Here is a 23,744-nt window from a genome sequence, read left to right on the forward strand (position 1 = left end):
AAGCCTCGCCTAAGCCGGGGCGTGCTCGGCAGCGGCGATCGCGGTCAGGTCGCCGTCATAGCCATCCAGAAAGCTCGGCAGCCCGCCGATCGGCACTTGATGGCGCTGGGCATGCCGCAGCACGTCGGCGAACGTCGCGAGTCGGCCTGCATCGAAATTGGCGCCGAAGACGAGTTTGACGATCTGCGCCATCGCCACAGCCTCGCCCGGCAGGCAGTCGGTGGACAGCAGGGCGGCGAGATCGTCGCCTTCATGTTCGGCCGCGACGGCAAAATCATGCGCCCGACCCAATGCTCGGTGCAGCGCGGCGCGGCTGCGGGCTTCGGCGGCACGGAAATGCGCGGCGCTCTCGCGCGCCATCGCCAGGTGCTCGCCCAGCGGGCCGGTCGGCACTATCCCGGAGGACAGCGTATCCGAGGGCAGGGGTTCGTCGAGCACGAGCTCCTGCATGACCGGTGCCGCGCTCGCGAACCCGCCGCTCGGACCATCGGCCCAGACCTGCGCAACCTCGCCCGAGACCTTCGGCGTCGCGCGGACGGCGGCGTCGAGTTCGGCCGCCAGCGTCGCCTGCATGTCGGCGTCCGCGAGTTCCTTCCAGTTGATCACGCCGAAGATGAAGTCGATCGTCGCGCCGCCCGATGCGAACGGCATGAGGATGCCGCGGTACAGCGTCGTCCGCCCCCGGCTGCTGACGAATTCCGCCTCGAACCCGATCGGCGCGCGATTGGCGATGATCTGGAGATAATGGTCGGTGAGGCGCGACAGCAGAGACCGGCTCGGCACGTCGGCGATCGTCGCGATCGGCCCCTCCAGCCCGCATTCCTCGCGCAGGGCACGACCGAGATACGCGATCTTCGGGTCGCCCATGCCGTGACTGAAATCGAGCAGCACGCTGTGCGGGCCGAAATCGGTGATCGTCTCGGGCTCGAGGTTCGCGATCGACGGATAGGGGCGTCCGTCGAGCAGCGATACCCAGTGATTATAGGCGCGCACGTGCATCCGCCGCTCGTCGCCGCCGAGATCGAACATCACGTCGTTGACGCCGGCATCCGCCGCGTCGTGCGCGGGGGGCGTAGCGCCGGTCCGCCCGTCATCTCGCCCGCGTACCGTATCCATGCCAAGCGCCCCCAAATTCACGGTCAGGCATATACGCAGCCATGGTAAAAGACCCGTAAACACGCAAACCGCTTGTCAGCGCGAAAACCCCCTGTTATGCGCCGCCCCCTCGACCGGAGACATCCGTCGTCGGGCCGCTTTAGCTCAGCTGGTAGAGCATCGCATTCGTAATGCGGGGGTCACAGGTTCGAGTCCTGTAAGCGGCACCAGTCCATATAGAGAACATCTCTAGAAAACCGCAGAAATCTGCGGTAAACTGCTCATCAGCGGTCCCACGAAATCTCACTTTGTTCCGCCGTGGCCCACCCAAAAGGGGCCACGAATCATGGGGCCACGAACGATGCAGGAGGCGTGGCCCCATGCTTACGGTTGTGCAGATTCGGGCGCTGAAACCGGCAGAGCGTCCCTATAAAGTTGCTGATGTTGACGGGCTGTATCTGCTGGTGCAGCCGTCCGGCGCGCTGCTCTGGCGCTTTCGCTACAGATGCTGCGGTATCGAGCGGAAGCTTTCACTCGGCAGTTTCCCGGACGTCAGTCTGGTGCTCGCTCGCCGAAAGCGCGACGAGGCCAAGGCGGAGCTCGACGACGGGATCGATCCGGTCGAGGAGAAGCGCCAGCGGCGTCTGAAGGCCGAGCTGGCCGCGCAGACGACCTTCGAGCTTGTCGCGGAAGAATATATCCAGAAGATGGAACGTGAAGGGCGTTCACCTGCAACCCTCAAGAAGGCGCGCTGGTTTCTCGAGCTCCTCGCCGGCATCGCCAAGCGTCCGATCGCGTCGGTAACGCCCCACGAACTGCTCGACGTTTTGAAGCGCGTCGAACGTCGCGGTCATCACGAGACGGCCCTTCGGCTACGATCCTTTGCAGGACGGGTCTTTCGCTATGGCTTTGCTACCCTTCGGACCGAGCGCAATCCCGCCGACATCCTACGCGGGGCGCTCACCGTGCCGCGGGTCAAACATCATGCAGCGATCGTCGAGCCCAAGAAGGTTGGCGAACTGCTGCGCGCGATCGACGGCTATACCGGGCGGCCGGAAACGCTGCATGCGTTGAGGATCGCTCCGCATGTCTTCCTTCGCCCCGGTGAGCTGAGGCAGGCGAAATGGAGCGAGATCGATTTCGCGGAGAAGGTGTGGCGGGTGCCGGCCGAGCGGATGAAGATGAAACAGCCACACGCCGTGCCGCTATCTCGACAGGTGCTGTACCTTCTCCAGGATCTGCGATCGCTCGCGCGCGACAGCGAGTATCTGTTTCCGGCGCTTCATACGACCAAGCGCCCCCTCTCCGATAACACGTTGAATGTCGCACTCCGACGGCTCGGGTTCGAACACGACGAAATGACCAGTCACGGTTTTCGCGCGATGGCCAGTACACTGCTCAATGAGTCAGGGCTGTGGCATCCCGACGCGATCGAACGGGCGTTGGCACATGGCGAAAAGGACAAGGTTCGCGCTGCCTACCATCGCGGCGCCCACTGGGCGGAGCGAGTGAGGATGGCCCAGTGGTGGTCGGATCATCTCGATCAGCTTCGCGTCGGCGGCGAAGTCGTCAAGGGCAAATTTCGCAAACGCGCATAGAGCAATTACTCAAACTGCCGGTCTCCGAGGATCGGCGTTCTGCATTATTTGTCTCGCTTATCTGACCAAAGGCATCGCTAGCGAGAGCAGTTTCGAGGAGATAAGGTCGACGGACCGGAACAGTGACAATCTGTATCTCCTGCTCCGAGGATACAAACTCCGCTTCGAGATCAGCCTGATTGCCAAAGTGCCGCCCCCGATGCGCGAAGCCTCACGCGGCAGATGCAAGTCGTCTTAACGTCTCTGTCGACGATTGCGGGCTCAGCGGTTTGGTTAGGATGACTGCCTGAACATCACAAGGAGCGCATTCCTGTGGCGTAGCGGTGATGAAAATCACCGGGATTGGTCCCCAGGTTTCTTTAATGATATGCACTGCCATCGGCTCCGTTCCGGATCTCAAATTTACATCCGACAGAATGATCTGAGGGCGTTGACCGGCCGCAGATTGAACCGCGTCTGCCGGGCAATCCACGATCTCGATTGAAGTGGCACCTGCACCTCGTGCGAGGTGCTCGACAAAATCGGCGATCAGCCAGTCATCTTCAATAATAAGGACATGGCACATACGCATTCCAATCGGACTGCGGTTACAATCATGCTCGCGGGTAATCGGGCCCTTTCGATGCTAAATATAGGTTAGATGGCATTGCCTTTGGGCCGTACGGCGCTGTTGAGTCCGTAGGCTTCGCGCCGACTCGACACTTGACGCCAAGCCCGAAGAGGAAAAGCGCAAGGCGAACACGAGCGAATTCGTACGCGTTGGTACGGGGAGCGAGCTCTGCCGATAGAAGCATATCGCCGAATCTATGCCGGCTTCCGTTGCTATAAGAGATAGCGCTGAGGTTCATCATATCGGAATATTCAATGCGCGTGATACTGCTGGTCCTGCTTTTAACCCTCGCGGCTTGCAACGATCACAAGCGACCCAATAGCTTCGACGCCAAGCCGAGCGAGAATACGGCTGCGCCCTACAACGGCGTGCCGGAGGGAGAGCAGAAGAAATAAGAGTCGGAAGGCTGGCCTTCCAGCTTCGAACACCAGCCTCCAAGCTACGCTGCCGCGTCGTAAGCCTTGCGCTTGCGCGAAACAGGCCCACCGGATTGAATTCATCGGATTCTTCCTGACCTGCTCCCCAGAATTCATGCCATTGGTAAGTTAGTTCGTCAGATTGAGACGAGTGATGCGGCGAGGCCGATTTGGCACCCGCCGAGTTTACGAACCGCCCCCGCCAGGGGCATATGGACACCGAAGCTAAGTTATCAGCGGCCTGAAAACGGGGAGCAGGTCAGAACTACAGCAGAGGATAGATAGTTCGATACGATAAACCGTATCAGTTTCCCGATACGATTTTGCGTATAATGTTGATTGATACGGTTATCCGTATAAATGGGTTTGGCGCACAACCGTAGGATTCGCAGATGCAGCCCATCATTCGATCGTCGCAAAGCTTGGGCACCGCGTTGCGCAACGCCCGACTGGATGCAGGGCTGACCCAGCGCGAGCTCGGTGCTCGGACGAACCTCAGGCAGGCGACCATCTCCAGTCTGGAGAACGGCGAGGGGGGAACGCTCGAAACGCTCTTCGCCGTGCTGACCTATCTGAAACTGGAGCTTCAGGTCGCCGAGCGCAGTCAGTCGGCACCGGCTCTGGATGACATCTTTTGATGATGCGCCCGTCGTCCGCCTTGCGTGTGCTTCTGAACGGCCGCGAGGTTGGCGTGGTGTCTCGCGCCAGCAATGGCGCAATCAGCTTCGGTTACGTGGCAGACTGGTTGCGTTGGGATCATGCCCAGCCGGTCTCGCTCTCCCTCCCCCTCACGACGCGGCGCTATACCGGAGACGTCGTAATGGCAGTCTTCGACAATCTTCTGCCCGACAATGCCGATATCCGTCGCCGTGTTGCAGGCCGGGTCGGCGCCGAGGGAGATGATCCCTATAGTCTGCTTGCCGCTGTCGGGCGGGATTGTGTCGGCGCCTTGCAATTTCTGCCCGAAGGTGCGCCGGTCACACCTGCGGGCGCGATCGAAGCCGAAGCGCTGGACGACGACGGGGTCGCCGTCATTCTGCACAACTTGGGCCGAGCACCGCTCGGGCTCGAGCCGGACGAGGCGTTCCGTATCTCGATCGCCGGGGCGCAGGAAAAGACCGCCTTGCTGTGGTGGCAGGAGCGCTGGAACAAACCGCTCGGCACGACCGCCACCACGCATATTTTCAAGCCGCAGATCGGCCAGCTTCCCAACGGCATCGATCTATCGAACAGCGTCGAAAACGAGCATCTCTGTCTGACGTTCCTCGGCGCCCTCGGACTCGCTGTGGCGCCCACGCGTATCGCGATCTTCGGCGACCGGCCCGTGCTCGTCGTCGAGCGCTTCGATCGGCTGTGGGCCCGCGACGGTCGCCTGTTGCGCCGACCGCAGGAGGATATGTGCCAGGCGCTGTCTGTCCCCTCGACGCGCAAATATGAGGATCATGGCGGTCCGGGCGTGGCGGATATCATGCGCCTACTTGCGGCGAGCGACCGACCGGATGTCGATCGGCGGATGGTGATGAAGGCAATCATCGCGTTCTGGCTGATCGGCGCAACGGACGGGCACGCCAAGAACTTCAGCGTGTTCTTGTCGCCCGGCGGGCGTTTTTCGGCGACGCCGCTATACGACGTGCTGTCCGCCGAACCGAGCCTTGCGGCCCATCAAGTCAACCGGCGGCAGATGCGGCTGGCCATGGCGATCGGCGACAAGCGTCGATATCGTCTCGACGAGATTGCACCGCGCCATTTCCTGCAAACCGCGGTGCGCGCCGGGTACGACACAGAATCGACGCGCGAGATCCTGCATGAGCTTCGCGAGGATGCCGAGCAGGCCTTTGAAACGGCGGTCGCCGCCATGCCGCAGGGTACGCCGATCACCCTTGTCGAGCCGATCGGTAACGCCATGCGCCAGAGGATCGCGGCGATCGACCGGCTGTGATCAACCGCGCCTGCGCTTTGTCAGCCTCCAGGAGCTGAACGGCTGGCTGGAGGCAGAATGTTGCCGCTGGGCCGACCTGCACCAGCACCCTGAGCAAAAGGAACTGACGGTTGCCCAGGCATGGGCTGCCGAGCGCGGTGTGCTCCAGCCGGTCGCCGCGCCCTTCGACGAGTTCTACGAGAGCGAGCATGCGGTGAGCGGCACGTGCCTGATAAGCTTCGACCGCAACCGCTATTCCGTCTCGGCCAAAGCAGTGCGGCGCACGGTTCAGGTGCGTGCCTATGCTACCCGCATCGTCGTGCGCCTTGGCGGTGAGGTACTCGCCGACCATCCTCGGTTCTTTGGTCGCGACCGCACCATCTACGACCCGTGGCACTACCTGCCGGTGCTCGTGACCAAGCCCGGCGCCTTGCGTAACGGCGCGCCATTCCAGGACTGGGAGTTGCCGCCTGCGCTGTCACGACTGCGGCGTAAGCTCGGCGCTGGCGATGATGCAGACCGGCGGTTCGTGCGCGTGCTTGCAGCGGTACTCGACGACGGGCTCGATCTCGTCGAGGCGGCCGTCCGTGAAGCATTGCTGGCGGGTATCACCAGCGACGACGTCATTCTCAACATCCTCGCCCGTCGGCGCGAGCCGCCACGACCGTTGGCCATCGTCACACCCGAGGACCTGGCGCTGCGCCATCCAACTCGTGCCGACTGCGGTCGCTACGACAGCCTGCGAGGTTTCCATGCAGCGGCATGAGATGATGACGGCCATGGCCGAGTTAGGGCTCAAGGGCATGGCTGGTGCCTTCGACGAAGCGGTCACCACCGGCCTGCAGCGCAAGCGTATGACAATGGAAATCCTGACCGACCTGCTGCGGGCAGAGACGGCCCATCGCCATGCAGCGTCGGTCCGCTACCGGATGTCAGCCGCCAAGCTGCCAGCGGTGAAGGACCTCGACGCCTTCGTATTTGACGGCACGCCCATCAACGAAGGCCTGGTGCTCTCGCTGCACAGCGGCTCCTTCCTGGCCGGCCAGCGCAACATCGTGCTCGTCGGTGGTACGGGCACCGGCAAGACGCACCTCGCCAGCGCCATTACCGCCAACGTCGTGCGAAACGGCGCCCGCGGCCGCTACTTCAACACGGTCGACCTGGTGAACCGGCTCGAGGAGGAAACTCGCCTCGGCAAGGCCGGCGCGCTTGCAGCTCAGCTGTCACGCCTTGAGGTCGTGGTGCTCGACGAGCTTGGTTATCTGCCGTTCGCCCGCTCGGGCGGCCAGCTGCCCTTCCACCTGGTCAGCAAGCTCTACGAGCGGACCTCGGTCATCGTCACGACGAACCTTGCCTTTGGCGAATGGCCGACTGTCTTCGGCGACCCTAAGATGACCACCGCGCTGCTCGACCGCATTACGCACCACTGCGACATCGTCGAAACCGGCAACGACAGCTGGCGCTTCAAGCACCGCAGCTAGCCTCGGGAACCCGACAGAGGAACGCTTCGCGCTGGTTACGCCTCCGGACGGGCTACGCCCGCCCTACGCCGCAACCAGCGCGAACGGCGCGTCCGTTACCGTCACGTCGCCCAACGAAGGGGGTCTCTTTTGGACGCCGATAGGGGGTCCTTTTTGGACGCCGATTGACATCTGGTGGTAGCGCAGAGCACCGAAATCGGGCGGTGTTACTAAAGTTTGCTCGAATCATCCTGCTGCGCGCATAGGCTGCGCTATGGAAAACGCTGCATCGTCGCTCGACCTCTTCACCCTCCTCGAAATCGCGCTGGAAGAACGCAGCGAAGCCGCTGACGCGTTCGACCTGTTCAAGCAGGATGCCGTCATGGCCCACGCGCCAGCGCCGGGCGATGAGCCCGCCGTAACCAGTGAAGAGGCTGCCGAGGCCGCCGCAGTGGATGTCGATGCATTCAGCGCGGAAGTCCGAGCCCTGCTGAACACAGCCTCGGACGTGGATCTGACGAACGCCTATCAGCAATCTGGCGGCGAGGTTGGCCACCCGGTGGCCGAAGCGCTGCTGGGCGAAATGAAGCGCCGCGGCCTCGGACTCTGATCAATGTGTAATCGCGCTCGGTTCGATGGCGAACCGGAGACCATAACCGAACGGTTCGGAGCTAATTTGCTTGCCGAAAAGCCGATGGATAATCGTTTCGACCCGAAGGAGCTGCGGCCGTTTGGCCGAGCGTATGTCGTACGGAATGAAGCCGGCTGTCGGGGGCTCGACGTGATGGAATGGGACGTGCTTGCCGGCCAAGCCAAGCAGGCTGGCCGCAAGGTTGCGCAGACCAACGTTCGCACGCTGCATCTCCCGCAATGGCGCTCGCTCGTCAGCGATCCGGCCAACCGGTGCCTCATTCCGCTGACGGAGTTCTGCGAATGGGCCCGTGAGCCCACCGACCTTGGCGACGGCAAGAAGCCGATCAAGGGAGAGATGTGGTTTGCGGTGACGGATCAGCCCGTGTTCGCGGTCGCAGGCTTCTGGCGGCAGGTTGGCGACCAGCGCTATTTCGCGATGGTTACCTGCGATGCGAACGCCTTGGTGGCGCCGATCCATCCGAAAGCGATGATCACGATCCTGCGACGCGAGGATCACGATCGGTGGTTGACCGGCAGCTTCGACGATGTGCTCGCGCTGCAACGGCCATATTCAGCCGACAAGATGACGGTGCGAGGCCCGGTCTTCCCAACGCGCGTGCGGGCATGATCGATCGGTGACGATCCTTACCTGATTCCGGTGCCAGAGGGGTGCCCCAGTGCATCGAGTGCCTGGGAGATCAGAGCCGCGACAATCGTCCACCCAAGACCATCGGCTTGCGCGAGTGCATCTTCCAGATGCTCTCGAAGCAGTTGATCGGGTTTGAACAGGCGTTGTGGCACCGATTCACCCTCGCAAGGTCAATGAGTTGCGGGTCGGTTCGTCAGAAGAATGCGGCGTCTTCGCCGTTAGGTCAATCGTCGCAGACATTGCGGGGGTCATGGCACCGCGAGCGACCTGAGCTGTTCTTCTCGCAAGCCATGCCGGCTTGAGAGTTAGCATCATGAAATTGACCGCCAAATTTGATACCAGGCGTGAAGCGGAAATGACCGTTGAGCGCCTCGTGCAGCAGTTCGAGATTGATCGTGCAAAGGTCGTGATCACCGCCGACGGTGCCGAGAATACGGCTGGCGTCACGGAAGATGGTTCTGACCAGAAGGCGGGAGAGCCAAGCCCCCAAACGCGTGACGACGCCGAGTTGAACGGCAAGGTTGTCGTCGCGGTCGATGTGGCCGACGACGATACTGCCAGCGAAGTGCGCGAGGCGTTCAACGAATTCGACGCTTCCGAGCAGGCGGCGCAGTAATGGTACCCGATGCCACTACGCAGACGCGACAGCGCGAGATCGCCACCGAGCATCTGCTGTTCAAGCTTATGGAGTTTGTCGAGGCACGGCACGCCGGGCTTCTCGACTTCATGGAGCAAAGCCTCGACCATCTCGGCGATCCTGCAATCGACAATACCAAAGACAATGAGGCGGTCCGTCAAATTGCGCGGGCCATGATCATCGGCGCGCGCAAGCAGGGTGTACGCTAAGCCCGCACCGTCGGCACTTCGGAGATGTTGGTCGTCCATGCCGGCGACCGCATCTCCGATCGCATCTTCCACTCCGGCTTGGACCCTTGCGACGCCGTCACGGCCGTCCATGTGCCGAACCTGCCGTTGATCGCATCGAGCGCCCCCAACAGCCGATCGCGCTTCGTTGTATCGTCCTCGAATAGTGTCCGCGGACGCTCGTCCTCGGGTAGAAGGTCGTCGAGCAGGATGCCGGCCTTGGTGTAGGCGTAGCCATCACGTCATGCTTTTTCCGCACCGCGCCTGGCCGCCGCGACAAGTTCGAGGCTGTCATTGGTCATCTGATGCAGCGTCATCCTAAGCAATGCGCCATACTGAGGCCGATCAAGCTTGTGTTTGTTGGTATCGAAGAACGTTGCCGTGCGACCGCAGTTTCTTGCCGGCCCGCAGTGTATATTGCGACAACCCGCCCTTTTCTTCTTAGCAATCGACCAAGCCGGCGCGGCGTGGTCACTGGTTCGCGAGAACGATGCGACCTGCGTTCGCTAGGGTCGTTGACATTGATCGGTGGAAAGCAAATGGACCGAACGGACTTGAAATGTTCATTGATGTTCGCCCGCTAGAAAGGGGCTTAAGGACGGGAGTGCCTGGCGAGCTCTCATTAACACCGATAAGATCGGCGGTTGTGCGTTTAGCACGTCCGTTCTGTTTATGCTGCACCCCGAGCTTCCAGTCGCCTTCACACCCATCGTCTTTCCGGTCTCCGCCGCAGCACGCTTCCGCTTGAAAGCCGGCCGGAAGCTATCGAGTGAAAAAGCTGCCCGACGGTCACGCAGATATGTAGGACGTTTACATACCCCCATATCTACGTGGCGGCCTAATCAGAACCGCAACCTTACTCCTGTCGAGATGCTTTCACGGTGGTCGTCCTGGCCGGTCTGTGCCTCGACCATCGAGAACAGTTCGACGCCGGCCGGCAGTCGATACGCAACCCCAGCCGACGCAGTACCCACCACCTGAGCGCGTGGTGCACCCAGCGCAGTCAATGTCAGCGGTGCGCCGGCGTAGCTAGCGATCGCATCAGCCCGCTTGCCCTCAATCCTAGTGCGGGCGCCAAACCCAACATAGGGTCGGAACGCGGCGTCGGACGTCTCGCTGCGTGCGAACGTCATGCCGGCGTCGGCAAAGCCCGTCATATGACGATCGCGCGCCACGGTAAGTGCGAACGGCCCGCCGACCTCGCTCACATGGTCCCGCGTGGTGCGCAAATAAGTCACGCCGATCTTGGGCGTCAGCGTCCAGTCGTCCGCCATCGCTAGGGTATAGCCGACCGAAACGTCACCCGCCCAGCTGTGAAGGCCGTACTGGCCCGTCGCGGTGCTTGCTCCGGGCAGCGACCGTGTCGTCCGGGCGTTTCCGCCATCGTATAGGACCGATGCGCTGAGCTGCACGCCGCCTGCGGCATAGCGGCCATGGACTCCGGCAACGAAGCCGTCCGTGCTTGTTGCGGCTCCCAGTGCCGCGATCCTCTGGCGGCTGTCGAGATAACCGGCAAAGGCGCCAACCGACCCGTCGCGGTTGCCAATGCCGATGCCGCCAAGGAATCCGTAGCCGCTGCTCCTTGCCTTGGCCGTGCCCGCATCTTGATCGGCACCGAGGGTATGCCAATGGCCGACCCCTTGCGCGAAGGTGAAGACACTGACGTCTTCGCGATCGGTCGCCGCGAAGCCCGGTCCACGCGCCATGTCGACTAGGCTCAGCGTCTGATCGACGCCCATCTGTGTCGCCGAAGCATAGGGCTCGGGCGTCAGCCGCGCGAACGCCAGCGGGTTAGACGCGCCACTTGCTGTCAGCAACGATGGCAAGGCTGCGAACAACGCACTTGTCGCGGGCTGCACCTGGATCGCCGTATTGGCATAGTCGATGCTCCAAATGACCTGAGGGCTGAACGCGGCGTCGCCGAGGAACTGACCGAGGAGTTGGATCCGGTCGGCCCGCTGCACAACGAACCCGAACAGCGAGGCCGCCTTGTCGATTGTCGTGTAGCTGCCCGTAATACCGCCGCTTGCGACGATCAGGTCGTATGACGTGCCTGCCCGGACCGCGCCGTCCGCGACTATGCGCAACGTCGCGCCCGATGCGATCGAGAGCCCGCCATTGATCACGAGCTTGTCGGCCAAGGTCGGCGTGATCTCGAACAGCGACACCGATCCGCTCAGGAGCGAGACATTGCCGGTCACCGTCATCGTACCTGGCGAGGCGCCGGGGCTGAGCGTGCCAGCAACCGCGATGTTGCCGATCACCGAGCCGGCCGACCCGAAGGTCGCGCCCGAGCGAACGGTGATCTGGGCAGCGCGAATCGCGGATCCTGCCAACCCGACAAGTCGACCACCCGACATGTCGACGGCGTCCAGTGATGCCGTGTCGGCGATCGTCGCATAGCCTGCGGTCATGCCGAACGTCTCGACGTTCGCAATGGAGCCGAACGCCACCGGGGCTGCGGCGCTGCCGCCTGACACCAAGATCGCGTCCGTGCCGGCACCGCCATCGACCGATCCAACAAAAGTCCCTGCGATCGTAAAGCGGTTGTCGCCTGGCCCAAACACGACCGGCGCTGTGAGCGACGCGCCCGAGCCGACCGTCAGGTTTGTTGCCGCGGTTATGCGCTCATACGTCTGAGAACCCGTCAGCGTCAGCGTGCCGCTGCCTTCGCTGTTCAGGATCTCGAAGTCGCGCAGCATATCGTTGCCGAGCGTTCGATCGCCTGCCAGCGAAAGCGTCGCGGTATCAGTCCCGGCGCCGCCCGAGACGGTGCCGATGAGCGTACCGCCTGCCGTCAGGCGGAAGCCGTCATTGCCCGCGCCGAGAGTGATCGTGCCAGCCAGCGTGCCGCCGGCAGCGACGGTCACGCTCTGTGCGTCATCGTCGAAGGTCAGAGGTGCGCCGCTGCTGCCGAGCGTTCCCGTTACGGTCAGCGACCCGCCAGCCAGAGCCACGCGCTCGAAGCCGGTTGCTGAACCAGCTAGGGTTACCGGTGCGTTCGCGGTGAAGCGTAACAGGTCCGATCCAGCGCCACCGGCGTATAGTCCGGCTGCTCGTGTCGTGCCCAGCGCCAGTTCATCGTTGCCGGCCCCAAGCGATACCATGCCGACATCGCCGTCGACTGACAGCGTTTCAGCCGCATCCGAACCCGTCACAGTGCCGACGGTGAATCCACCCAGCGCAACATTGAGACCAGTGCCTGCAAGCGCGACCGATTGGAAGTTCTGATCGAGCGTCAGCCCTAGCGTGCCGTTGCCCTCAACGCTCAAGCGCTCGAAGTTGGTACGCTGGCCAATGCCGCTGCGATTGCCGGCAAGTATGACGGTATACAGGTCGTCGCCTGTGCCACCGTCGACGCCGCCTCGGACGGTACTGCCGACGCCTTCAACGAAACGATCATTGCCCGCGCCCAGCAGTACGGCCCCCTGGATCATGCCCGTGTTGACGACGCGGTCGTCCCCGGCGCCCAGGTCTACGGTGCCAGCGATCGTGCCCGCATTGGTCACGGTTTCGGCGCCGGACCCGCCAGTAATCGTCACCGCGCCGGCGCTGGTGAGCACCTGTCCGGCTGCAACCGTCACGTTACCGCCCGACACGCCGATGGTGTCGAAGCGGAACGTCCCCGAATAGGCGACGTTGCCGCTGCCGATCTGCGTAAAGCGTTCGAAATTGATGAACTGGTCACCGTTGATCGCGCCGTCCACCGTTGCATCGACAATGAGGCGGTCATTGCCCTGACCCGCATCGACGGTACCGATCAGCATCGTATCAGCGCGCTGGAGGAAGCTGTCGTCACCGGCGCCGAGGAAGACGTTGCCTTCGATCATGCCTCGGTTCTCGATTGCGTCGTCGCCGCTACCGAGATCGATCGACCCAATGATCGTGCCCGTGTTGACGATCCGGTCGTTCGCGCTGCCGACGGTCTGGATCGCGCCAGCCAGCAAAGTGCTGCCGATAGTGTCGGCCAGCAGGTCATCGGCCGCGAGCACGGTGCCCGTGCCGCCCCGGATGGTCCCGGCGTTGGTAAGGTCGAGCCCGGTGCCCGTTACCAGTATCGCGACCGCGGTTGCGCCGGTAGCCTCGATCGTGCCGCTGTTGACGATCGTCCCCGTCACGGCGTTGCCGGTACTGACCGACAGACCCACCGCCGGATCCGTATACTTGACGTCCGTGCCGTACCAATACGGATAGGTACGGATCGTACCGCCTCCGGTCGCGGCGATCGTCCCCGAATTAGTGATCGCATAGGTCGACGCGATCGGACCGGCAGTGTCCTGCATGTACAGTGCGACCGCAGTACCAGAGGTGCCGCTGGCGGTGATAGTGCCGCTATTGGTCAGCGTGACCGCGCTCGCGCCGCTTAGGGCATAATCGGGGTAATATGAGCTGTTGTTGGCAAATACGGACAGTCCGGGACCATCGGTCGCGGTAATCGCGCCACTGTTGGCGATAAGGACCTTTACAGGGGAAGCCTGCTCAACGAACGATGCAGAAACCGTCAGGCCGCCAGTGATTGTGCCGCTGTTGGTGGCGATCAGGCCGTCCAGGCCATATCCGTCTAAGCTCGCGGCGAAATAGCCGGTCGATGCGATGATCGATCCACTATTGTCGAAGGACAATGCACCCGACGAAACGCCCTGATATACCGCGTTAGACAGGAGCGCTTGTGAGCCGAGTGTGCCGCTGTTGGTGAAGGCCGACACCTCGCCGCTCACGCCACCCAGGATACTACCCCGGTTGACGAACGCTGCTAGCCCGTTGGTTTGAGCTAGTCCGGTCGTGCTGAACGGAAGATAGGTCTGCGCCGAGCCATCTACTGACGCCTCGTTGACGATCGTGCCATCGCCTCTGAGGTAGAGATTGCCTGTGACGCTGTCTGCTGCGGTCAACGTCAGACGCGTGTCGCTGCCGAGCGCTTCGATGTAATTGGCTTCGAAATTGACGGCGGCCTGTTGGGCCAGCGCAATGCTGCCGCTTGTCTTCAGCGACCAGCCAAAGATATCGAACCCGTCGCCGCCATCGACCGTCCCGCTTACTCCGGTCGAGGTGCCGGTTTGTAAGAAGAGATCGGAGTACGCTCCGAAGATCACATCGCCGGCAACGGTGCCGCCGTCGGCGACATAGACCGCGTTTCCATAGGCATAAGGCAACGCCGCCACATTGCCGACGATCGTGCCGCGGTTGATGATCGTGCCGCCGCTTGTGAGATCGACCGCATTTACCCCTCGGATCGTGCCGGACGCCTCATTGGTCAGCACGCTACCATAGCCCAACGTGACAGCAGTTGCCTTCCGGCTCTCTATTGTGCCGCTGTTGGTGATCTGCGTCGCTGTGTAATAGCCGCTCTGTACTGCCGTATCGTCGACTTGGATCGTACCGCTGTTGATCAGCGTGGAGAAGTCGGCGACGCCGACGCTGCTCGATCCGACTCCGTTCGAGACCCCGCCCGAATTGGCGATGTCGCTTATCGTACCCGAATTCACGACGTTGCGCGCGCCGCTGATGGCGGTGCCCCCGCCGCTTGTCGTTATCGTGCCACTATTAGTAACCGTCGTTCCGCCGAAGATTGCCATGGCCGGGTAATAGCGGCCACCTGCGTTGGTCACGGTTATCGTACCGGTGTTGGTGACGTCTGCGGTCTGCGCGTTGATCGCCGCCAGCGTTGAATAGCCGAAATTCTGCGCGGTTGTCGTCACTGCCAGCGTGCCGGCATTGGTGATCGTCAGGTCCTGAACCGGACCCGCTGTGCCCGCCGTCAGCTGGTCGACTGTCAGTATACCCGTGTCGATCAGGGTCCGGTCCGTCGTCGACAGCGTGCCGTTCAGGGTTACCGAACCGTTGCCGGTCAGGCCTATCGTGGTGACCAGTGGTGTCACGCCGGTCAATGTCAGTGCCGCAGTATTGTCGAGCTCATAGGCGAGCCCTTCGAAGCCGCTAAGCAGCGCCAGCGTGGCGTTCGCATCGGCGTTTACCCGGTAGCGCAGCGTGTCATAGCCATTGCCGGCATCAACCCCTGCGGTCGCACCTGCAAGCGGTCGCGAGCCTGAGCTTGCCAGGTCGACGACGAGCAGATCGTCGCCACCACCCAGCTGGATCGCACCCGTCACCGTGCCGCCATTGTCGACGAACACGTCGGAATTATAGTCGAAGCTATAGGGTGGGACGAAGCTGACATTGCCCGATATCAGACCGGCGTTGACGACCGAGGTATTCGAGCCTGCGCTGATCACCGCTGCAGTGCCGCCCGTGATACTGCCCGAGGCGGCGTTGACCAGTGTCCCGTACGATAACGACACGCCGGTAGTGGCGCCCGTGATCGTGCCGGTATTGACCAGTCGCCCGCTCAGCGACACACCAGTGGTTGCGCCCGCGATCGTACCGGCATTGGTCGATGCCAGGTACGTACCCGAACCATAGATCGTGGCACCGATGCCTGCGGTCGAGCGGATCGTCCCGGTATTGGCGAGCGTGCCATAACTGACCGCAACGCCGGTACTGGTCGCAGCGATGGCGCCGGAATTGGTAAGAGTCGTGAAGGCCTGGGCGCCGGACCCACCATTGGCGTTGATCGTGCCGCTGTTGGTCAGAGTCGATGGAGATCCAACTGCGAACAGGCTCGTGCTGTTAAGCGTCGCGGTGATCGATCCCTGGTTGACGAAGATCGCGCCGGATGCGGCTACCGCTGGTCCGTTGGTCACGAGTGCTGCCTGATTGATCAGCGTACCCGTTCCACTCAGCGCAACGCCTGCGCCTGAAGTGAAGTCCGGAGCCAACGTTGCCACGGCGTTATTGCTAAGGTCGAAGCCCAGCAGTTCGAAATTGGTCGGGAGTATTGCGCGCGTGAAGACGGTGTCGGCATCGACGCCGATCGCCAGCGTATCGGTGCCAGCTCCACCGTCGATCGTGCCTGTGATCGAAGCGATCTGTCCGGTCGTGCCGTCGTAGCGCGCGCGCAACGTGTCGTTGCCTGCACCCAGCGCCACGTTGCCGTTGATCAGGCCAACGCGCGTATCGATCGTGCTGTTAGTCCCGGATCCGGCGGTCGAGACGACCGATCCGTTGATCGTGCCCAAATTGGTCAGCGACAATCCGACGGTGCTGCTGATCGCAGTTGCGCTGCCCCCGATCACCGCCCCTACCGCGTTGGTGACGTAGAGGAAGCCAGGATTATTCAGCCCTGTACTGCCCAGCCCGGTAATGCTCAGCGTCGCAGCCGTACCGTTTGAAACGATCCGCCCGGTGTTGTCGACACTCATGCCCGATACGGTAGAGGTAAGTGCAGCATTGCTGCCCCCATCTACGGTTCCGGCGTTGTTGAGGTAGGTGACAGCGCCCGCAATCCCGCCGATCAGTCCGGTCGCGCGATTGGTGACCGATAGCGTCCCGAAGCCCATCTGGTCCGCGAGTATGGCAGGACCGGCCGTGCCGTTTATCGTGCCGGCATTGTTGATCGACGCGAAGATTGATCCGTTGGTATTGCTGGTATCCCGCCGGATCAGGATTCCTTGTGCCCCCGTTACCGTGCCGCCCGCTGCCACCGATATCGTTGCGTTCGCCGATGGATAGTTCGTCTGGAGCGAGCCGGGGACGCAATAGTTAACCGAAGCGCCAGAATACGGATCGCATGGCGAGGTGAATGGAGCGGCCGTCGTAATGAACAGCCCAGCCTTGCCAGAGCCTCCGTCAACCATCCCATCGACCTGGAACGACGCGCTGTTTGCCAAACTGGTTATCGCGGCAGGGGCATTCCCTGGGCGCACCGTCGCGCCGCTAGCGACGACGACGCGTGTATTCGAGGTTGTAACCCGGACCCCGTCAGTATCGCTATCATTGCAGGTCGTGGTGGCATTGGCGATTGTAGGGTCTGGGGAGCACTGCGCAAATGCGGGGCCCGCAACAAGAAACGTCGCGACCAAAGCGCTTGTCTGTAACGCACACATGCGCACGCGCCGCGTACGCGACGTCATTTCTCCGACCTTCATGCATTCCCCCGGTATTATCCGGAAATGCTACATTCTAATTCGGCATGTGTCCATGTCTGTAAGGTGGCGGCAGGTCAGAATGGGGCTCTTTCTAATTCATTATGATCTGCAAATACTACCAGTCGCCCACGATTTTACACGGTCGGTATTGTTGCCCCGTAAAGGTCTGAAAGGGCTGCGCAGATTTTTCGCGGCATCGCCCTACCGGCTTTGGGAACGATTCCGCTTTTCTAATAGCGATGCGCTGCGGTTTTGGGGGGTAAACATATCAACGATAAATGGGGCATCAGCTACGGCACCTATATCTGTGGCCGACCTGCGCGATGATGTTGCTGCTGACCTTTCCGCAGATCATGCCGTGGCAACTTGCCGAAGGTGTGCTGATGGTGGCGATGCTGCCCGGGTCTGCCAACTACGGGGGCATTGAGAAGCCGTTCAGGGAAGGGGGCTGCCCTCGACCGCAGACGGCTATCGCTTAGCCCCCTTTGCCGAACAGAAGAGGACTGCACGGGCTAGGTCATTTTGATCCAGCGCGGTTGCGTCGCGTGAACCGGTATCGCAGGGAGATCAAATGAACCGTTCAATCTTGTTTCCGCTGATGGCCGCTGCGATTCTCGCCAGCTGCGACCAGTCGCCAGCGAAGCCTGTCGATCAGTCTCAGGCTGCCGCGGCAAAGGGGCGCATGGTGGCTAACGACATGCTCGCAGCGGCCGAGCGCGATACCGATCGCGCACGATTGTCGGCGCTTGAAAAACAGGTCGATACGCTGTCCGCAAAGCTCGAAGCCTCGGACGTTACGATCCTCGAGGGTCGGATTGCGGCACTGGAAGCCAAGAGGGACGAACCCGTCGGTTTGCCTCCACCTGAAGTCCCTGCCAAGGTTGCGGACAAGTTGCCGGTGAAACGCACGCCGGACCATAGCAGATAGCATCCACATCGCCGATTTTGCCTATGTGTGTCTAGGCGATGCCTCGCTGAGACGCAGTGCCATAGCGCGGTTGGTCTAGGGCATTATCATCGCGTTTCGCAGCTTTCGAAAAGACCACGTGACCGTTGAAAATCTCGATATTGCCGCGAGACTCTCGACAACGGCTGTCGGCTGGTTCAGCCACCGCGACATATTCTCCATCCAGTACGAAGTAGGCGTCGATCAGCAATGTTTTCGCTTCTAAACGTCAGCCCCGTCGTAGAGACGGTTCAGTCTCGTGACGTGCTCGTTCCCGATTGGACGTTCGTTCCCTCGACGCCCTGGCGTGGAGCCTTCGCTCACCGGTTGAAGGCGACGCTTACAGGTCGCCGGCCCCCTCCTGAACAACACATTCTGAAGCGGCCAGTCCCGAGATCTCGCTGGGTACTCTACTTTGCCTATCTTCCCGATGGAATAGTGACGCCAGCACACCGTTTTACGCTGGAGAAGCTGGCACAGCTCGATGCCGGTCTGTTCGTAGTCTGTGCCGTGCCCTCAGGTGCCATGGTTCCATCCACGATCTACGATTATGCCGATGCTGTCGCTTCAAAGAGCTTGAACGGGTTTGATTTTTCCGCCTACGCCTTGAGCCTGCGGAGTATTGTCGCAGATAGCCCTGGATGCGATGTGTTCGTTATTAACGATTCCGTCTTGGGGCCATTTACCGATCTTGACGACGAGTTTGCTTCAGCCCCCTGGGACTTTACCGGGTACACAGCTCAGTCGATGATCGAAAACCATATCCAGTCCTATGCCTTCATCGTGAAGAACGTCGATGCGCGTGTCGAGAGAGCGCTTAGGCCCGTGCTTCCGGTCGATTATGCTTATGACCGATACAAGGACGTGATTTTTCAGCAGGAAACTCGACTGGCACGCGTTGCTAGTCAGCACATGTCGGTCGGTGCGAAATGGTTCTCGGACTCCACGGCGAACGTGGATCCATCATTCTTCTGCGCCCTTTCCCTGATCGAAGGGGGATTTCCCTTTCTGAAAAAATCCCTGCTGCACAGGCGACCGGACATTTATGATCGAACCGCGATCGTAGAGATACTCGAGCATCTCGGTCACCCCCGCCCATAACGTCTGTCGTCATCGATCTATCGACGCGGTACCCCGGCGTTGATTTCGACTGACGACAAGGGCCATGCGCGATTGCGCTGGCCGTGCCGAATCGGGACCAAGGCGGTCGACAAGCGTGTCATTGCACGGCGCAACGCGGTCGAGCGCTTGAGGAACGCCCATCATCGTCGTGCGGCGAGAGACGGATCGGAATCGCGTTCGAGAGCGTCCGAAGGTCGACATTCTGCACACTGATGGTCGCTGACGACCCGGCACGGGACGAACGGCCACGGCGCTGCGACCATTCCCGTATTCTCGCGCCTCGCATTTGTGGCATAGGGGGAATATTGGACCCGGCGCCTAAGCCGTTCGGAACAGGTTATATGAAGACTCAAAGTAAGCGTAGCTCTGACCCGATCCCGGGCCATATGCCAATCGAAGCTGAAGGCCCCCCCGTCGGCGACCAAGATACCTTTAGCGCGATGGGCAATATGGAGGCCCAGCGGGTGCGGTGCTACGCAGCGCTTGCGGGTGCCGACGCGGTTGCGATCGGTCTTGGATTGCTAATCGCCAACCTGCTGTATCTCGGCGGCTGGTCGTCCGTGCACGGCACGACCATGTTGAGTGTCCTGTTGCCGATTTATTTCTGGATTGCAGCGATTAACGGTTCCTACAATGCCCAGGTTCTTCGTGATCCCCGGGTAGGGGCCTTCAAAGCCATTCGGGCGATCGTTTTCGCCGGCGCGGCGATGCTCATCATTGCCTATTCCTTTAAGGTCGGCGCCGCGTTCTCGCGGTGGATATTTTGGACGGGCATGGTCAGTGCAGTCGGATTGCTGATCGTCGGTCGGTTGGTCCTCGGGCGCATTCTTCTGCGGAGCCTTGGTGGTGCACCGTTCAGTACCGTCGTGGTGGTCGATGGCATCGACTGGCAAGCCGAGCCGGACAGTATCGTCATCAATGCAGAGCAAATCGGCTTCGATCCTCTGACCGAGGACCCCCTGCAGTATCATAAGCTGGCAACGCGCGTTGCGCGGGCAGACCGGGTCCTGATAGCCTGCCGCGACGAGAAAATCGTAGCCTGGGCGCACGTCCTGAAGAGTATGGCAGTAGACGGAGAAATCCTGGCACCGGATGTCGATCGCATCGGTATGATCGGGGTCAGCCGTTACCAGAGTCATCGAACGCTGGTGGTGTCCGCCGGACCGTTGCATCTTCGCGCTCGCATCATCAAGCGCCTCTTCGACATTTTCGTCTCCGCGAGTGCGCTGTTGGTCCTTTCGCCATTGATGGTGGTGCTGTTCCTGATGATCCGCTTCGAATCTCCAGGGCCTGTCCTTTTTCGCCAACAGCGGATCGGGCGTGACAACACGCTGTTCATGATGCTGAAGTTCCGCAGTATGTTTAACGATCAGTCCGATGCGTCCGCGAGCGTTCTTACGACCCGTACGGACAGCCGCGTGACACGCGTCGGTCAGTTCATCCGCCGCAACAGCCTCGATGAACTGCCGCAGCTCATCAACGTGCTGCGCGGCGATATGAGCATGGTGGGGCCACGACCGCATGCCCTTTCGGCAAAGGCCGCCGAGCAGCTGTATTGGGAAATCGATGCACGTTATCGTCATCGGCATGCGGTCAAGCCAGGCGTGACCGGGTTGGCTCAGGTGCGCGGGTTCCGTGGCGCCACGGTCCACGCGGCCGATTTGACCAATCGACTGTCATCCGATCTTGAATATCTGAGGGAGTGGTCGATGAGCAAGGATTTGTGGATCCTGTTCCGGACCATATTCGTTATACGACATGACAATGCATTCTGATCGCACCCTCCAAGGCGGAACTACGGGCGACGCTGCTTGCGCCGCTCAATGGTCAATCGATCCGGCGCGCGTATCGGTCGTCATTCCCATCTTGAACGCTCGCGCATATCTGGCGACCCTTTTGCCGGCGCTGGCGGAACAGGGTTTGGCCCCAGCGCAGTTCCTCGTCATCGATTCCGAATCCAACGATGGCAGCGCAGATGCCTTTCGTGCATTCGGCGCGACCGTTGTTGGCATCGAACGCAGTACATTCAACCATGGTGGCACACGGCAGCTCGCGGTCGATATGCGGCCAGAGGCGGACGTCGTCGTCATGCTGACCCAGGATGCCATTCCGCAGGGGCCTGGGACGATAGCAAGGCTGGTCGACGCCTTTGCCGATCCTGAAGTGGGGATGGCATACGGTCGACAGCTGCCCCGACCTGTCGCTCGCGGAATCGAGCGCCATGCGCGATTGGTCAATTATCCGCCGCAATCGGAAACGCGGGGGCTCGATGACCGTGCCCATAGCGGCGTAAAGACGGTTTTCTGCTCCGACTCGTTTGCGGCGTACCGGGTGACCGCGCTGTCAGCCGTGGGTGGTTTCCCTCAGGATGCCTTTTTCGCCGAAGACCAATTGGTCGCGGGACGCATGCTGATCGATGGCTGGCGCATCGCCTATCGCGGTGACGCCGAAGTGACCCATAGCCATGGTTACACCATCGGCGAAGAGTTCCGCCGATATTTTGATGTCGGCGTGTTTCACGGCCGTAATCGGTGGCTCATCGACACATTTGGTACGGCAGAAGGCGAGGGGCTACGCTTCATCCGGTCGGAACTGGCCTACCTTGCGCGTCACGATCCTCTGCAACTGCCTTCCGCCATCGTGCGGACGTTCGCCAAATATGGTGGATACAAGATGGGAAGCCGCGAGGCCAAGTTGTCCAACCGCTGGAAGCAGCGTCTATCCATGCAGCCCTTCTACTGGCGACGGCAGGCGGGCCGGTAAACGCAGGTCGCTACCGGGGCCGTCCATATCATGAGGCAGACACTCGTAACACACGGAATGCCCAGCGCAGCGCGTTGCTCTTGATCAGTTCGATCATCCTTATGGCGCTTTTGCCAGCGCATGGCATCAACGCAGACCAGCGGCAGCTGACCGCTACTGCTGCCGCTGGTTTGCAGTCACCGGACCGGCGGGGCAGGGCGGGCTTTGGCAAGTCGCTTCCCGTCGACAGTCCGATATTCACGCAGACCGATTTCCCGGTCAACTCGACTATTACGAAGACTACCACGTCTTTGAAATTCGTCCGTCCGATCAAGACAACGGACCAACGCTTCGTCACGCCCAATGTGCGCGATCGCACCCGCATTGCTGCGTCGTGGATAGAGTGGGATGTCGTTTACGGCGCTGCAGGCAGCGCGTCTGTGACGCGAGTGCCGCTTGTCCTTGTCGATGGGGTCGCTGCACCCGTTTTGGTATCCGAGAAGGACGTAGCGGGCGCGCAGGGTATGCTTACCTTGCGTGTGTCCCCAGGTCACCGAGCCTTGCACGATGTGGAGCTGGTCTGGCCTTACGATGGGCCGATGGAGATCGTTGGTCGTCGCGTATCGGCGGATTTCGTCGTTAGCGGCAAGACGGCAACGGCCCGACCCGCGGATCTGCTAGTTGTAGCCGGCGACAGCCTGACACAAGGCTTCGCTGTCGACGGCATTGCTGATCAATGGGCGTATCTGCTAGCCCGAGACATTGGCTACCGCCTCGTCAACCAAGGCTATGCCGGCCGAACTTTGATTGCATCGGACGGCGCTGTTTACGGCGCCGAGAACGGCACGATTACCACGTTCATGATCTTTGCCAACGATGTGACTGCGCACACGTCGTTGGCCACGGTGACGAGCCGGCTTAAGGACTTTTGGGCAGGATTCTTTAAAGCGCACCGAGCCGGTAAAAACGCCAAACTGCTGATGATCTCGCAACCATGGATGGAGGCAGGAGACGGGGGAGTGTCAGTATTGCCAACAGGGCCTGAATATCGTTCTGCGATGAGGGCGGCTGTGGCGGCTGTGGCCACTAGCTACCCGAACCTTCGTTACAAAAGCGGGCTCGATCTGACCAATGGCCCCGGAACAACCACTGATGGCACACACTTCACCTCAGCCACATCCAGTCGACAGTTCCAGCCGCGTTTAAAGGCCCATCTGAAATCGCTGGGATGGATACCGTGATGCTCCGCCGCAAATGGTGCTGCAACTCGTTCATTCATTAGTCTCGGCTCGCCGCGGAAGTATTGTGCTTAGCTAGAAGGAATCTAGAAAGCGAGGTACCGTGTCGAACTTTGGATCCGCGCCGGGTAAACTACAGCTGTGGCAACGCCGTTACCGATCGTAACGAATAGAGTGTCGAGCACAATGTAAGACGCTCCAACGTGTGGCAATCGGCAAGAACTACCGGAAGTTGTCGCTGGGTGGAAGCCAGGCGGTCGGTCACAGTCTTGCACGACTATCGCGTCAGGGGTGGCGGTCACGCAGTATCGGTATTGGTATCAGTATGACTTGGGCGAGTGCATCTGACTGGAAGGCAAGGCAGATCCCGTCAAGACTTAGTATGTCGATTCATAATAAGGTACTCTGATGTAATGATTTATGATCGACTAAGCGCGGCGCCGATGAAAAGCCCGCAGCAGGTTTAAG

20 protein-coding genes, 1 tRNA gene and 1 pseudogene are annotated in these 23,744 nt (G+C 61.1%); 17 read left to right on the top strand and 5 right to left on the bottom strand.

The window, feature by feature from the left end:
* Positions 1-9: 9 nt before the first annotated feature.
* Positions 10-1,116 carry a PAS domain-containing protein gene (locus NLI89_RS13520; RefSeq protein WP_254687487.1) on the bottom strand — a complete coding sequence of 369 codons (1,107 nt, stop codon included), beginning with the start codon at positions 1,114-1,116 and terminating at the stop codon, positions 10-12.
* A 133-nt stretch (positions 1,117-1,249) separates the two neighbouring features.
* Between NLI89_RS13520 and NLI89_RS13525 the strand changes: the two genes are divergently transcribed.
* Together NLI89_RS13525 and NLI89_RS13530 are read left to right on the top strand one after the other, a co-directional pair.
* A tRNA-Thr gene (locus tag NLI89_RS13525) sits at positions 1,250-1,325 on the top strand.
* Positions 1,326-1,475: 150 nt separating this feature from the next.
* A complete protein-coding gene (locus NLI89_RS13530; protein WP_254687488.1) occupies positions 1,476-2,693 on the top strand; it encodes a tyrosine-type recombinase/integrase in 1,218 nt (405 codons plus the stop codon).
* Positions 2,694-2,904: 211 nt separating this feature from the next.
* Here the strand turns inward: NLI89_RS13530 and NLI89_RS13535 are convergent, their stop codons facing one another.
* Entirely contained in the window at positions 2,905-3,258 is a 354-nt protein-coding gene (locus tag NLI89_RS13535) for a response regulator (protein ID WP_254687489.1), read from the bottom strand.
* 299 nt (positions 3,259-3,557) lie between these two features.
* Here NLI89_RS13535 and NLI89_RS13540 point away from each other — a divergent pair, with 299 nt between their 5' ends.
* The 9 genes and pseudogenes from NLI89_RS13540 (at position 3,558) to NLI89_RS13580 (ending at position 9,225) form a co-directional block, all read left to right on the top strand.
* A complete protein-coding gene (locus NLI89_RS13540; protein ID WP_254687490.1) occupies positions 3,558-3,698 on the top strand; it encodes a hypothetical protein in 141 nt (46 codons plus the stop codon).
* 413 nt (positions 3,699-4,111) lie between these two features.
* Positions 4,112-4,357, top strand: a complete 246-nt coding sequence (locus tag NLI89_RS13545) for a helix-turn-helix domain-containing protein (protein ID WP_254687491.1) — start codon at positions 4,112-4,114, stop codon at positions 4,355-4,357.
* A complete protein-coding gene (locus NLI89_RS13550; protein WP_254687492.1) occupies positions 4,357-5,658 on the top strand; it encodes a type II toxin-antitoxin system HipA family toxin in 1,302 nt (433 codons plus the stop codon). The genes NLI89_RS13545 and NLI89_RS13550 overlap by 1 nt, the downstream gene beginning before the upstream one ends.
* A 1-nt stretch (position 5,659) precedes the next feature.
* Positions 5,660-6,403 (top strand): annotated as a pseudogene (locus tag NLI89_RS13555) (Mu transposase domain-containing protein); the annotation flags it as partial.
* Positions 6,390-7,118 (top strand): IS21-like element helper ATPase IstB, encoded by a 729-nt coding sequence (gene istB, locus NLI89_RS13560; RefSeq protein ID WP_254687493.1) that lies wholly within the window; start codon positions 6,390-6,392, stop codon positions 7,116-7,118. The pseudogene NLI89_RS13555 and the gene istB, both read left to right, overlap by 14 nt.
* 253 nt (positions 7,119-7,371) lie before the next feature.
* Positions 7,372-7,707, top strand: a complete 336-nt coding sequence (locus tag NLI89_RS13565) for a hypothetical protein (RefSeq protein WP_254687494.1) — start codon at positions 7,372-7,374, stop codon at positions 7,705-7,707.
* 3 nt (positions 7,708-7,710) lie between these two features.
* Entirely contained in the window at positions 7,711-8,358 is a 648-nt protein-coding gene (locus tag NLI89_RS13570; RefSeq protein ID WP_254687495.1) for an SOS response-associated peptidase family protein, read from the top strand.
* Between the two features lie 334 nt (positions 8,359-8,692).
* The gene (locus tag NLI89_RS13575; RefSeq protein ID WP_254687496.1) at positions 8,693-8,995 is read left to right on the top strand and encodes a hypothetical protein; all 303 of its coding nucleotides are present in this window, start codon (positions 8,693-8,695) and stop codon (positions 8,993-8,995) included.
* Entirely contained in the window at positions 8,995-9,225 is a 231-nt protein-coding gene (locus NLI89_RS13580) for a hypothetical protein (RefSeq protein ID WP_254687497.1), read from the top strand. Before NLI89_RS13575 ends, NLI89_RS13580 begins: the two co-directional genes overlap by 1 nt.
* On the opposite strand, the gene NLI89_RS13585 is transcribed toward NLI89_RS13580, so the two are convergent.
* Both NLI89_RS13585 and NLI89_RS13590 read right to left on the bottom strand, forming a co-directional pair.
* Positions 9,222-9,374, bottom strand: a complete 153-nt coding sequence (locus tag NLI89_RS13585; protein WP_254687498.1) for a DUF4113 domain-containing protein — start codon at positions 9,372-9,374, stop codon at positions 9,222-9,224. The genes NLI89_RS13580 and NLI89_RS13585 overlap by 4 nt on opposite strands.
* 711 nt (positions 9,375-10,085) lie before the next feature.
* Positions 10,086-16,784: an autotransporter outer membrane beta-barrel domain-containing protein gene (locus NLI89_RS13590; protein ID WP_254687499.1), complete on the bottom strand. Its 6,699-nt coding sequence runs from the start codon at positions 16,782-16,784 to the stop codon at positions 10,086-10,088.
* Positions 16,785-17,551: 767 nt separating this feature from the next.
* On the opposite strand from NLI89_RS13590, the gene NLI89_RS13595 reads away from it, so the two are divergent.
* A complete protein-coding gene (locus NLI89_RS13595; RefSeq protein ID WP_254687500.1) occupies positions 17,552-17,707 on the top strand; it encodes a hypothetical protein in 156 nt (51 codons plus the stop codon).
* Positions 17,708-17,799: 92 nt separating this feature from the next.
* Positions 17,800-18,156, top strand: coding sequence for a hypothetical protein (locus NLI89_RS13600; protein WP_254687501.1), 357 nt, complete (start codon positions 17,800-17,802; stop codon positions 18,154-18,156).
* A gap of 31 nt (positions 18,157-18,187) precedes the next feature.
* Here the strand turns inward: NLI89_RS13600 and NLI89_RS13605 are convergent, their stop codons facing one another.
* Entirely contained in the window at positions 18,188-18,385 is a 198-nt protein-coding gene (locus NLI89_RS13605; RefSeq protein WP_254687502.1) for a hypothetical protein, read from the bottom strand.
* 227 nt (positions 18,386-18,612) lie between these two features.
* Here NLI89_RS13605 and NLI89_RS13610 point away from each other — a divergent pair, with 227 nt between their 5' ends.
* From NLI89_RS13610 to NLI89_RS13625, 4 genes are all read left to right on the top strand, one after another.
* On the top strand, positions 18,613-19,275 hold the full coding sequence (locus NLI89_RS13610; RefSeq protein WP_254687503.1) for a rhamnan synthesis F family protein: 663 nt from the start codon (positions 18,613-18,615) through the stop codon (positions 19,273-19,275).
* 362 nt (positions 19,276-19,637) lie between these two features.
* Positions 19,638-21,071, top strand: coding sequence for a sugar transferase (locus NLI89_RS13615; RefSeq protein ID WP_254687504.1), 1,434 nt, complete (start codon positions 19,638-19,640; stop codon positions 21,069-21,071).
* Complete coding sequence (locus NLI89_RS13620; protein WP_254687505.1) at positions 21,061-22,059, top strand: glycosyltransferase family 2 protein; 999 nt, start codon at positions 21,061-21,063, stop codon at positions 22,057-22,059. Before NLI89_RS13615 ends, NLI89_RS13620 begins: the two co-directional genes overlap by 11 nt.
* A gap of 80 nt (positions 22,060-22,139) precedes the next feature.
* Entirely contained in the window at positions 22,140-23,279 is a 1,140-nt protein-coding gene (locus NLI89_RS13625; protein WP_254687506.1) for an SGNH/GDSL hydrolase family protein, read from the top strand.
* Positions 23,280-23,744: the final 465 nt, after the last annotated feature.

Origin of the sequence: Sphingomonas faeni (assembly GCF_024273235.1) — a bacterium.
In the GTDB taxonomy this organism is placed as follows: domain Bacteria; phylum Pseudomonadota; class Alphaproteobacteria; order Sphingomonadales; family Sphingomonadaceae; genus Sphingomonas; species Sphingomonas faeni_A.